Annotated in this window: 8 protein-coding genes; 2 read left to right on the plus strand and 6 right to left on the minus strand. The window is 63.1% G+C overall.

The genetic code is table 11. The features are described 5' to 3' along the window. Window positions 1-31: 31 nt before the first annotated feature. The 5 genes from RXV95_RS05410 to RXV95_RS05430 form a co-directional block, all read right to left on the minus strand. On the minus strand, window positions 32-2,086 hold the full coding sequence (locus RXV95_RS05410; protein WP_338467994.1) for a M13 family metallopeptidase: 2,055 nt from the start codon (window positions 2,084-2,086) through the stop codon (window positions 32-34). Between the two features lie 101 nt (window positions 2,087-2,187). After that, complete coding sequence (locus RXV95_RS05415) at window positions 2,188-4,380, minus strand: M3 family metallopeptidase (RefSeq protein ID WP_338467995.1); 2,193 nt, start codon at window positions 4,378-4,380, stop codon at window positions 2,188-2,190. Window positions 4,381-4,676: 296 nt separating this feature from the next. Continuing rightward, the gene (locus RXV95_RS05420) at window positions 4,677-4,883 is read right to left on the minus strand and encodes a hypothetical protein (protein WP_338467996.1); all 207 of its coding nucleotides are present in this window, start codon (window positions 4,881-4,883) and stop codon (window positions 4,677-4,679) included. 72 nt (window positions 4,884-4,955) lie between these two features. Beyond that, the gene (locus RXV95_RS05425; RefSeq protein WP_338467997.1) at window positions 4,956-5,198 is read right to left on the minus strand and encodes a hypothetical protein; all 243 of its coding nucleotides are present in this window, start codon (window positions 5,196-5,198) and stop codon (window positions 4,956-4,958) included. A 433-nt stretch (window positions 5,199-5,631) separates the two neighbouring features. Then, window positions 5,632-6,276, minus strand: coding sequence for a septal ring lytic transglycosylase RlpA family protein (locus RXV95_RS05430; protein WP_338467998.1), 645 nt, complete (start codon window positions 6,274-6,276; stop codon window positions 5,632-5,634). A 149-nt stretch (window positions 6,277-6,425) separates the two neighbouring features. Between RXV95_RS05430 and uvrA the strand changes: the two genes are divergently transcribed. Further along, the gene (gene uvrA, locus RXV95_RS05435; RefSeq protein WP_338467999.1) at window positions 6,426-9,338 is read left to right on the plus strand and encodes an excinuclease ABC subunit UvrA; all 2,913 of its coding nucleotides are present in this window, start codon (window positions 6,426-6,428) and stop codon (window positions 9,336-9,338) included. Window positions 9,339-9,486: 148 nt separating this feature from the next. Continuing rightward, entirely contained in the window at window positions 9,487-10,305 is an 819-nt protein-coding gene (locus tag RXV95_RS05440) for a hypothetical protein (RefSeq protein WP_338468000.1), read from the plus strand. On the opposite strand, the gene RXV95_RS05445 is transcribed toward RXV95_RS05440, so the two are convergent. Then, window positions 10,302-11,558 carry a DNA cytosine methyltransferase gene (locus RXV95_RS05445; protein ID WP_338468001.1) on the minus strand — a complete coding sequence of 419 codons (1,257 nt, stop codon included), beginning with the start codon at window positions 11,556-11,558 and terminating at the stop codon, window positions 10,302-10,304. The two genes, RXV95_RS05440 and RXV95_RS05445, sit on opposite strands and share 4 nt — an antisense overlap. Window positions 11,559-12,799 lie beyond the last annotated feature (1,241 nt).

Consider the following 12,799-nt stretch of genomic DNA (forward strand, 5'->3'; position numbering starts at 1 on the left):
GGAATGACGGGATTGGGGGCCGGTGCCGGGTTTACCAGATACGCGCGCGCTTTGCGGGCGCGATGTAGAGCTTTTCGTCCGGCGTCACGTTCCATGCCTTGTACCACGCATCGACGTTGCGCAGCGGGGCATAGGCGCGAACCTCTCCGGGGCTGTGCGGATCGGTGGCGATCTGGTTGGCCAGCGCATCGGGCCGTGCCTTGCTGCGCCACACCTGCGAATAGGCAAGGAAGAACCGCTGGTCGCCGGTCAGCCCGTCCATCACCGGCGGGGTGTGCCCGTCAAGGCTGCGGTGATAGGCGTCCAGCGCCACCAGCACGCCCGCGAAGTCGGCGATGTTTTCGCCCATCGTCTGTTCGGGCTTGATGAAGCTGCCCTTCACCGGCTCGATCCTGGCATACTGGTCGCCGAAGACCTTGGACTGTTCGACGAAGCGCTTGGCGTCCGCCGGGGTCCACCAGTCGCGCACCTTGCCGGTCGCGTCGACCTTGCGGCCCTGATCGTCGAAGCCGTGGCTGATTTCGTGGCCGATGACCACGCCGATCGCGCCATAGTTCACCGCCGGATCGGCATGCAGATCGAAGAACGGCGGTTGCAGGATACCGGCCGGGAACACGATCTTGTTCTGGTTGAAGCCGTTGTAGGCATTCACCGTCTGCGGGTCCATGCCCCATTTCTTGCGGTCCACCGGCTTGCCCAGGTCTTCCATCTCATAGGCGTGGTTGAATGCCGCTGCGCGTTCCACGTTGCCCAGCAGGTCATCCGCCTTGATCGTCAGGCCCGACCAGTTGCGCCACTTGTCGGGATAGCCCACCATCACGTCCATGCGCGAAAGCTTTTCCAGCGCCTGCAGCTTGGTGGCGTCCGACATCCAGGTGTTGTGGCGGATGCGGTCGGCCATGCCGATCTTGAGGTTGGCGACCAGCTTTTCCATCGCCGCCTTGGCCGCCGGCGGGAAATAGAGCTTCACGTATTGCTGGCCGACAAGCTGGCCGACCTGGCCGTTCACCAGGTTCACGCCGCGCTTCCAGCGCGGTTCCAGCGTTTTCACGCCCGAAAGCGTCTTCGCATAGTCGAACCGCGCGTCCACGAAATTCTTGGAAAGATAGGGCGCGGCCTGGCTGGTGACGTGGAAGCGTTCCCACGCCTTCAGCGTATCGAGCGGCGTCTTCGCCACGATCTGCGCGATGTCGCGGATCGCGGTCTTCTCGCCCACGATCATGCGGCTCTGTTCGGGAACCTTGGCGCCGGCGAAATAGGCCGCCCAGTCGACACCCGGGGCATAGGCCGCGAATTCGGCCGTGCTCATCGGGTTGTTGGTCTTGTCGATGTCGCGCGATTCCTCGTTGGTCCAGCTGACCTTGGCGATCTCCGTCTCGAAGGAAAGGATCGCGTCGGCCTTGGCTGCGGCATCGGGCGTGCCGGTCATTTCCAGCGCCTTCTGCACCCAGGTGCGATAGGCTTCGCGCTGCGGCTTGAACTTGTCGAGCAGGTAATAGTCGCGGTTGGGCATCCCCAGCCCGTCCTGCCCGATATAGAGCACGTTGATGTTGGGATTGGCGGTATCGGCATAGACGAAAGTGCCGATGACCGACGAACCCAGCGCGCCGCCGCTTTCACCCATGAACTTCGCCAGTCCGGCCTTGCTGTCGATGGCCGAAACCTTGTCGAGATCGGCTTTCAGCGGCTGCCAGCCCAGCGCGTCAAGGCGCGCGGTGTCCATGAAGCTCTTGTAGAAATCGCCGTACTTGCTGCCGGCGGGCGCTTCGGTGATGATGTCGCGCGTTTCCTTCTGCACGCGGTCGAACGTGTCGCGGAACGCGCCGATGGACGAGCGGTCGTCAGGGATCGAGGCGTTCTTGCGCCAGGTTCCCCATGCATATTCGTCCCAGTCGTTGCCCGGCTTCACGCTGGTATCGCGTGCGGCAAGGTCCACGCCGAAGGGCGCGTAGAAGGGCGTGTCGGCCGCCTTTGCGGGCGTTTGCGCGGGGGCGGGGGCAGCGGTTTCGTCCGCCGAAGCCGCCAGCGGCGCCGCGGCAATCGCGCCCAGTGCGGCGCAGGCAAGAAGCATGGAACGTTTGATCATCGTCGGGTCACCATCGAAAGGCGGCCCGCCCGGCGGGCCTGGTTGAACGGGCGGTGCGAAAGCCGGCGAACCGGGCCGCCGCACCGCCAGGTCGGATTGTCTTATTCGGACACCTGGTCCAGCCCGCGGGCCTTGATCATCGGGCCGACCTCTGGATCGTGCCCGGTGAAGTTGCGGAACATCACGCCGTAATCTTCCGAATGCCCGCGCGACAGGATCATGTCGCGGAAGCGCTGGCCATTGGCGCGGGTCAGGCCGCCGTGATCCTCGAACCACTGGAACGCGTCGTGGTCCAGCATCTCGGTCCACAGGTAAGCATAGTACCCGGCGGCATAGCCGTTGGCCCAGATGTGGCGGAAATAGCTTGAGCGATAGCGGGTGGGCACGTCGGCCACGTCAAGCCCGGTTTCGGACAATGCCTTCTTCTCGAAAGCGTCCACGTCCTGCTTGCCCGCGTCCGCGGGAAGCGAGTGCCACTTCATGTCGAGCATCGCGGCGGCAACCAGTTCGCCCAGCGCATAGCCCTGGTTGAACTTCTGCGCCTTCTTCACCTTGGCCATCAACTCGGCCGGCATCGGCGCGCCGGTCTTGTAATGCTTGGCATAGTTGGCCAGCACCTTGGGATCGGTCGCCCAGTTTTCGTTGAACTGGCTGGGGAATTCCACGAAGTCGCGCGCGGTGTTGGTGCCCGAGATCGACGGATAGCGCTGGTTGGACAGCATCCCGTGCAGCGCGTGGCCGAATTCGTGGAACATCGTCGTCACGTCGTCGAACGTGATCAGCGCGGGCTGGCCCGGCGCGGGCTTGGTGAAGTTCTCGACGTTGTAGATGACCGGCTTTGTGCCGAGCAGCGTCGATTGCTCGACGAAGTTGCTCATCCACGCGCCGCCCTGCTTGTTGTCGCGCTTCCACGGGTCGAGATAGAACAGCGCCAGCGGGCTGCCGTCGGCGTCGAACACCTCGTACACCATCACGTCCGGGTTATAGACGGGGATGTCGGTGCGCTTCCTGAAGGTCAGCCCGTAAAGCTGGTTGGCGGCATAGAAAACGCCGTTTTCCAGCACGTTGTGGATTTCGAAATACGGCTTCACCTGGCTTTCGTCGAGGTCGTACTTCTGCTTGCGCAGCTTTTCGGCATAGTATTCCCAGTCCCACGGCTTGACCGTGAACTTGCCGCCCGATTTGGCGATCACGCCGTCAAGTTCCTTGACCTCGCGGTCCTGTTCGGCGCGCAGCGGCGGCACCAGCCCTTGCATGAACTTGATGGCGGTGGCGGGCGTTTTCGCCATCTGGTTGTAAAGCGTGAAGCTGGCATAGTCGGGATAGCCCAGCAGCCTGGCCTTTTCCGCGCGCAGCTGCGCCAGTTCGGCCACGTCGGCGCGGGTATCGTTGGCATCGCCGCGCTCGCTGCGCATCCACGAATGTTCGAACAGTTCGTGCCGCGTCTCGCGATTGTCGAGAGAAGACAGCGCGGGCTGCTGCGTGGTGTTCTGGAGCGAGAGGACATAAGTGCCGTCGGGCAATCCGCGGTCCTTCGCCGCCTTGGCCGCGGCCGCAATCGCCGCATCGGACAGGCCCGCCAGCTTTGCCTTGTCCTTCACCACCAGCGCGCCGTCCTTGGTGCCGGCGGTCAGCTTCTGGCCGAAATCGGTCGAAAGTGAGGACAGCTTGCCGTTGATGTCCTTCAGCGTGGCCTTGTCCGCCGCGTTCAGCAGCGCGCCGTTGTGGACCATCTGCTTGTAGGTAAGCGTCAGCACCTGCATCTGGTCGGGTGCGAGGCCCAGCGTGTCGCGCGCGTCGTAAAGCGTCTTCACGCGGGCAAACAGCTTGTCGTTCAGCACGATGAAATCGTTGAGTGCGGCCAGTTGCGGCGAAACCGCGCTGTCCACCTTGTCCAGCGTATCGTTGGTGTCGGCGGCCTGTACCGCGCCGAACACGTTATAGACGCGGGTCAGCATCTTCCCCGATTTTTCCAGCGCGACGATGGTGTTGTCGAAGGTGGGAGCGGCGGGGTTGTCGGCAATGGCCTGGACTTCGGCCTTCTGGATGGCGATGCCCTGCTCGATCGCGGGCTGGTAGTCGCTGTCCTTGATCTTGCTGAAATCGGGGGCGTGGAAGGGCAGGGTGGAAGGCTGCGCGAAGTATCCGGTGCCCTGCGGGATCGCGGGGGCGGCACTGCTTTCCTTGGTGGCGGCGTTCTTCGCCTGGCCCGTAGATGCCATGTCGGCGTTCTCCATCGTGGCGCAACCCGCGAGCGCCAGCGCGCCCAGCGATACCAGTCCCATTCTGATCATGAGGTTTCCTTCAGTCCCTTTAATCGCCGCCCCGCGCGACCCTGCGCCCGGCGGCAGCCTCCACGCAGGAGGCGAAATACTCTCAACAGAAACCTGTTTTAACGGCGCTTCCGCGCGGCGCAAGCGAACCGCCCCCGCTTGTCGAGCCGAGTATGTCGTTCGTCGATAGGGGGTTGGGCAAGGCGGCGGATTTCATCCGTTCCGGCGCAAATCCGTCAGGAAACCGTCAGGTTTCCGCGATCTGGATGATGCGAGTATGGGCGATTCAGGCCGAGTCCGGCCCCGGTATGGCGCGGTCAGTGTGTGGTGCGCAGGGCGTTCCACGTCGCGCGCCCGCCGTCGGCCAGCAGCGCGGCGATGGCCGCTTCGCGCCGGGGGCCACGCGCGGGGAGGGCGGTGCCCATCACTTCCTCAATCCAGATGCGGCGGGGGTCGCTGGCCCGGACAGCCTGGGTGCCGGGAGAGGCGGCGGGGCGGGGATGGCGGGGTTTCCAGAACATCATGGACAACCCTCTATCCCGATTCGCGCCGGGCCGCTGTGGCGTGCCGCACAGTTGCGGGAAATCGGCCCGCGATCAGGAATTGCCGGCCGGTCCATCGTCCTTCTCGTTCGGGCTGGTGTTGCGCGCTTCGTCGCGGTGCGGACCGTGCGCCATGCTTTCGGTCATCGCCGCTGCGAAAGTGACGACGAAGTGTTCCATGAAGCTCATCCGTTCCGCCAGCGGGATCGCCGGTCCGGAATGGCCGCATTCACCGGCCGCGCGGCAGAACAGCGTTTCGGCCGGGGCGTGGCGGTGGGTTTCGGGGTCGATCATCATGTTCGCGTCGATCAGTGGAATATGCCTCTCGCACAAGCATATGGCATGGTTACCACCAGATTGATTGTATCGGTGCGACAGCGGGACGGAAAAGTTGCTCCGCGCGCGCAGGCAAGCGCGCATCGGGCGCCGTTTCCGGACCGTGTGGACAACCTGGATCGTTCGGTTCGGTGTCCGCTATATGCTGAGCTTGGCGGGAAAGCGGCCGTTGCGGATGCGACGACAATTCAGAAGTTGTGCTGGCCCACCCCCAACCCCTCCCGCAAGCGGGAGGGGGAGCGAGACTTGCGCCGCCGCAGGCGGTGCTAGTCGCAGCGGGGTGGGCAAATATGCGAGGGCAGCCTCCCCCCAATCCCGCCATTCAACGCCGCGTCGCTTGCTCTCCGAAATCTGTCGGTCGTTCGCGCCGGAATTTGTCCACGCGGCCCGGCCCCTACAGCGGACCCACCCCGCGCTCGAACTGTTCGCGCAGCGATTCCAGCACGCGGCCGCGCACCGGGGGCAGGGCTTCGGCCGCCTTGCCTTCGCGCAATCGCTTGCGGTCCTTTTCGGGCGGGGCGATCACGCGCACCCGCACCGCCGCCTTGCCCTGTGCGCGAATGCCCAGTTCTTCCGCGGCGCCCTTTGACAGGTCGATAATCCGCGCGGGATCTCCGAACGGACCGCGATCGTTGATCCGCACGATGATCCGCCGTCCGGTGCCCAGCGCGGTGACTTCCACATAGCTGGGCAGCGGCAGGGTCTTGTGCGCGGCGGTGATCCAGGCGGGGCGGAACCGCTCTCCGCTGGCGGTCTGCGTGCCGCTTTCGTTGCCGTACCACGTGGCATAGCCCAGCATGTCGTAATCCGGTTGCGCGGCGGGCCGATAGGTCGTGCCGCGCACGGTATAAGCCGGCCCGATGCGCACCGGCACGTCCGAAACCGGGCGATAGGCCGGGTGGGAGGCGCAAGCGGAAAGGGTGAGGGCGGCAATGGCGGGTGCCAGGGCGGGTGCCAGGGCGGGTACAGGCGCGCGCCGCGCGCGAACGGGCGCCGGACCTGCCGCGCGGCTGCGGATTTCCCGCCAATTCAGGCGCATGGCGTTTCCCATCGCCGCCCTTCCTCCACCACGCCGGGCGCGAAGGCAATTGCAATTCCCTCCATTGTCCCCACATCGCCCGCCTGTCCGGCCCGGCCCGGTTCGGCGGCGCTTGCCCGGCGCGAACAAATCTGGAACATACCGTCCCCATGAGTCTATCCGAAATTACGATACGCGGCGCGCGCGAGCATAACCTGAAGGGTTTCGATGTCGTGCTGCCGCGCGACAGGCTGATCGTGATCACCGGTCTTTCGGGATCGGGCAAGTCCAGCCTTGCCTTCGATACGATCTATGCCGAAGGGCAGCGCCGCTATGTCGAGAGCCTTTCGGCCTATGCGCGCCAGTTCCTCGAGATGATGCAGAAGCCCGATGTCGAACATATCGACGGGCTTTCCCCCGCGATCAGCATCGAGCAGAAGACGACCAGCCGCAACCCGCGCTCCACCGTGGCGACGGTTACGGAGATCTACGATTACATGCGCCTTTTGTGGGCGCGCACGGGCGTGCCCTATTCGCCCGCCACGGGCCTGCCGATCGAAGCGCAGACGGTGTCCAACATGGTGGACCGGGTCATGGCGCTGCCCGATGGCACGCGGCTTTACTTGCTGGCCCCGGTGGTGCGCGGCCGCAAGGGGGAATACCGCAAGGAACTGGCCGAATGGCAGAAATCGGGCTTTACCCGCGTGCGCATCGACGGGGAGATGTATGCGATCGAGGATGCCCCCGCGCTCGACAAGAAATACAAGCACGACATCGAAGTGGTGGTCGATCGCCTGGCCGTGCGCGAAGGGATCGAGACGCGGCTGGCCGACAGCTTCGAAACCGCGCTGAAGCTGGCCGAAGGGCTGGCCTATGTGGACCTGGCCGACGGCAACGTGCCGGGGCGCGAGGAGGAGGACACCGGGGGCGCCCAGGAACAGAAGCTCAAGGGCGCGGGCCTGCCGCCCAACCGCATCGTGTTCAGCGAAAAGTTCGCCTGCCCGGTCAGCGGCTTCACCATCGAGAGCCTGGAGCCGCGCCTGTTCAGCTTCAACGCGCCGATGGGCGCGTGCCCCGCGTGCGACGGGCTGGGCGAAAAGCTGCTGTTCGATCCGCAGCTCGTGGTGCCCAACGAAACGCTTTCGCTGAAGAAGGGCGCGATCGTGCCGTGGGCGAAGTCCAACCCGCCGTCGCCCTATTACATGCAGGTGCTGGCCAGCCTGGCGAAAGCCTATGAGTTTGACCTCGATACGCCGTGGAACGATCTGGAGCCCGACCAGCGGATGATCATCCTGCACGGCACGGGCGGGATGCCGGTGCCGCTCACCTTCAAGGACGGGCGCAAGGAATACACCGTCAACAAGGCGTTCGAAGGCGTGATCGGCAATCTCAACCGCCGGATGCTGCAGACCGAAAGCGCCTGGATGCGCGAGGAGCTGAGCAGGTTCCAGGCCGCCCACCCGTGCGAGGCCTGCGGCGGCAAGCGGCTGAAGCCCGAGGCGCTGGCGGTGAAGGTGGCGGGAGAGGACATTTCCACCGTCACCCGCTTCAGCGTGGGCGACGCGGTGGGCTGGTTCAAGGATCTGCCCGCCAGGCTGACCGACCAGCAGAACCAGATCGCGAAGGCCATCCTGAAGGAAATCGACGAGCGGCTGGGCTTCCTCAACAACGTGGGCCTCGATTACCTCAACCTCGACCGCACCAGCGGCACGCTTTCGGGCGGGGAGAGCCAGCGCATCCGCCTTGCCAGCCAGATCGGCAGCGGGCTTTCGGGCGTGCTCTATGTGCTGGACGAGCCTTCCATCGGCCTGCACCAGCGCGATAACGACCGGCTGCTGGAAACGCTCAAGCGCCTGCGCGATCTGGGGAACACCGTGATCGTGGTGGAGCACGATGAAGACGCGATCCGCCATGCCGACCATATCGTCGATCTTGGCCCCGGCGCGGGCGTCCACGGCGGAGAGATCGTGGCGCAGGGCGCGCTGAAAGACATCCTGAAGGCGAAGCACAGCCTCACCGGCCAGTATCTTTCGGGCAAGCGCAGCATCGAAGTGCCGAAAACCCGCCGCAAGGGCAACGGCCACACGGTGCGCGTCGAAAACGCCAGCGCCAACAACCTCAAGGGCGTGACGGCCGAGTTCCCATTGGGCACCTTCTGCTGCGTCACCGGCGTATCGGGCAGCGGCAAGTCCTCGCTCACCATCGACACGCTGCAGGCGGGCGCCAGCCGCATGCTCAACGGCGCGCGGGTGATCGCGGGCGCGCACGACGCGATCCGCGGGCTGGAAATGTGCGACAAGGTGATAGAGATCGACCAGTCGCCCATCGGCCGCACCCCGCGCAGCAACCCGGCCACCTATACCGGCGCCTTCACCCAGATCCGCGACTGGTTCGCCGGCCTGCCCGAAGCGCAGGCGCGCGGGTACAAGCCGGGGCGCTTCAGCTTCAACGTGAAGGGCGGGCGGTGCGAGGCGTGCCAGGGCGACGGCCTCATCAAGATCGAAATGCACTTCCTGCCCGACGTTTACGTCACGTGCGAGGAATGTGGCGGCAAACGCTATAACCGCGAAACGCTGGAGGTGAAGTTCAAGGGCCACTCCATCGCCGACGTGCTGGACATGACGATCGAGGACGCGGAGGAGTTCTTCAAGGCCGTGCCGCCCATCCGCGACAAGATGCACATGCTGAACGAGGTGGGGCTGGGCTATGTGAAGGTGGGCCAGCAGGCGACCACGCTATCGGGCGGCGAGGCACAGCGGGTGAAACTCGCCAAGGAACTCAGCCGCCGCTCCACCGGGCAGACGCTCTATATCCTCGACGAGCCGACCACCGGCCTCCACTTCGAGGATGTGAGGAAGCTGCTGGAGGTGCTGCACCGGCTGGTCGACCAGGGCAACAGCGTGGTAGTGATCGAGCACAACCTGGATGTGATCAAGACGGCGGACTGGATTGTTGATCTTGGGCCTGAGGGCGGTGTGCGTGGGGGGGAGATTGTTGCCGCCGGAACTCCCGAACAGATCGCCACGGAGGAACGGTCGTTTACCGGGGCATACCTCAAGCCATTGCTCGACGTGCGGCAATGATGCCTGCCCCCGCGAAAGCGGGGGGCGGTCGGGACGCCGGAGGATGTGGCGAAGGATGCGCGGAGTTTTACGGGGCAATACCTCAAGCCTCTTTTAGGTGTCCGCAGGGGCGATTGAAGCGGTGCGATCCATTTTCTAAGGAACGTCCATGGACGAAGAATCAGTCGTATCAAAGGTCGCCGAACTTACCGCGTGGTGGATTTCACAGCGCACTGCAAAAATAGAGCAAATTGAGCACGGTTCAATGGAGGTGAACCCATTTCTTGCTCCGTTAATTTGCGCCTTACATGGGCTGGACGATGCCCGAGAGTTGGCCAACTTTGTAACTGCGGGCCATTTTTATATCGGGCATGGCACGGGCTTTGGCAAACTTATCGATGAGAAGATACTGCCGCGTGCCTTTGGAACAGAAAAATTGGACAAGGCGTTCCGTCTTCGCAACGATCTTACAGATCCTGCCTTCGACGATATCGATCATATCGTAAGAAAACCCGAAGGAATTTATTTACTTTCTCAAAAAGCGAGCAAGTGGACGATTCAACTCGGGCAGGCGATGGGTTTGAACCGTTCGTTCAAATCGCTTCTGAACATGAGAGATCGTGGTGAGATTGATTTCCAGAAGATCATTGTTGGCGTTTTTTACGGACACGGAGACGATTTAACTGATAAATATCGTATATTGAGAGGCGTTACGACCGGGGCTGCTCATGACGTGGTTGATATTTCTGAACATGTGGAAGTTTTGTCAGGACGGTCTTTCTGGGCATGGCTGGCCGGAGATGCCAAAGCGCAGGAGTGGGTTGTAAAGGGCATATTCCGCGCGATCCGTGAAGCTGCATCCGATGAAGGGCGGGCCGAGAAAGCAACTAATGAAGCCGATGGTGAAATGACTGGAATGTTATCCAATATCGGGGATATAAATGACGAAGATGATTGGATTAAATTCATTAATATGGTCAATCGCTAAGCGAATAGTCGTAAATCGTCATCGTAATAGCTGTGATTTCCAGCCAGCGCCTCTCCTTTGTGCCAATACCGCTTTGTCCTGATATGAGGGCGAATGTGAATGACATCTGGAGCGTTGTGCGCTTCAGATGGAATACCAAAGTCTGTAGGCGCTTGCGCTTCTGTATCGCACAAGAGCTTTGCAATCGCGTCTCCGGCGACTTTTCCCAGCCTCACCGGCACGGCATTGCCTATCTGTCGGTATTTTTCCGCCGTCGTGCCCGCGAATTTCCAATCGGACGGAAATTCTTGAATTGCTGCACATTCGCCTACGGTCAGGGCGCGTAGATCATCAGGATGGCACATACTTGTTGATGCGTGATTTGGCATTGTCACGACGGTGGGGCTTGGAAAATCCCAGCTCAGCCGTCGCCAGGTCGCACTTCGACCACCTTTCAAATACCAACTTTTGCCCATGGATTCCTTTTGGATGTCCACGGGAAGGCTGCGCCAATTGCCGCCAGGAGGCACCATCGACAGGTATCGCAGTTTCCTTGCGCTGAAATTCATCAGTTCAGGGCAAGGGTCGCAGAAATCTTTTCCGATTACGTCACGTAAACTCGTGAATGGCGGCAATCGATCTTCCGGACGATTGCTATGTGTCGGCTTGGGCATCGAAGCCTGCCCTCCCAGACGATTGCCAAGGATCATCAAACGCTCCCGAATTTGCGGTGCGCCGTAGTTTGCCGAATTCACCAAAAAGGCCTGGGCCTGATAGCCGGCTTGGGTGAAACCCTTCAGTAGTTCTTGAAGCAAGCTCCCCTTTTCCGACATCCATATCTCGAAATCATTTACGTCGTTCGTTCTCTTTTTGGGAACAAGCGGCATTGAATGAAGGCCGCGAACATTTTCCATCAAGAAGGTTTTGGGCTTCAGTTCTCGCACCATTCGCAGATACTCGAAGACCATTTGCCCACGCGGATCCAGTGTCCCTTCACGATTGCCGTAAACCGAAAATGACTGGCACGGCGGACCGCCAGCAAGAAGATCAAGTTCGCCTGCAGCGATGCCCGACATTTCCGTGAATTTACGCTGGGTCAGATTTTCAATGGAATCGTCGAAGATCGGCATTTCGGGCCGGTTCAACCGCATCGTGGCGATCGCACCCTTATCGATCTCGTTCGCAAACACGCATGCGCCGCCTGCCTCTTCCAATCCCAGATCCAGACCCATTGCGCCTGAGAAAAGCGACGCGAAAGTGAACTTGGTGCTCATCAAGACCTCTTCGTTCCTGTTATGATCTTAACAAGCGCAGGAAGCATGGCAATGCTAGGGCCAATCCTAACGTCCAAAGTTGAGGGAATTTCCACAGGGCTGAGCTGCGATATGACAATGGGCTTCACTTTCCTACACACCCCCGCATCCCCTATCCCCTCCGATCCTGTTTTGTTCCGCATGAGGCGCAGCGATGGATCGGCATTCCGGGGACCCCCAATTCGACAACCGGCCGCACCGGCCTTCGGGCGAGGGCGCGCTCGGCGCTTGCGGTGACGGGCGCGCGGGCGATCCCGGCGAAGACTCGGGGGCGGGGTTCGGGCGGGGGTGGATTCCGGCCTCGCGGGATATCGGGTTGCCGGGGGATGATTCCCCCCTCCCGCTTGCGGGAGGGGTAGGGGGGTGGGCCTGCGACGGTTCCTCGGGCGGTGTGCCTGATCTGATCTCGGATTTGCCCACCCCTAGCCCCTCCCGCAAGCGGGAGGGGGGAACAGGGACCGCCCAGGCCACCGCTCCGCAATACCGCCACGATGGCTGGACGCGCGCGCGGCGCGTGCGGTTTCTTGATGCGCTGGCCTCGTGCGGCTGCGTCCGCTCGGCCGCGGCGCGGGTGGGGCTTTCGTTCCAGTCGGCCTACCTGCTGCGGCGGCGCGATGCGCTTTTCGCGCAAGGGTGGGACGCGGCGCTGGTGCTGGCGCGCGCCGTCGCGGAAAGCGAGCTGGCCAGCCGCGCGCTGAACGGCGTTACCGAAACCGTCTATTACCGGGGAGAGGCGGTGGGCAGCCGCACGCGGTTTGACAGCCGCCTGCTGCTGGCGCTGCTCGCCCGGCTCGATGCGCGGGCCGCCGATCCCCATGCGCAGGCCTCCGCCCGCCACTTCGACGCGCTGCTCGCCGACATTGGCGACGGGGAAGAGCCGCCCGCGCCGGACGAGGCGTGGCAGGCGCCGCCCGAACGCGCGGAATGGATAGGGCAGAGCGACGCGGGTGCCTGTTCCGCATGGCCGGAAGAGGACGCCGGCGAAGGCGCGCCGGAAGACGCGCCGGCGGACGGGCAGGGGGATTCGGATGGGGACAGGGACGCGGACGGGGATGATGAGGACGCGTGGCTCTTGCAAACCGCGCGCCGCCGCGCCCGCGCCGCCGAACAATGGGACCGCGCCCGCGCGGAAGCCATCGCCGCGGTCGATGCCGCCTGCGAAGCGCACGGCAAAAGCAGGGCCGGGGGCTGCGCGCCGGTCG

Origin of the sequence: Novosphingobium sp. ZN18A2 (genome assembly GCF_036784765.1) — a bacterium.
In the GTDB taxonomy this organism is placed as follows: Bacteria; Pseudomonadota; Alphaproteobacteria; order Sphingomonadales; family Sphingomonadaceae; genus Novosphingobium.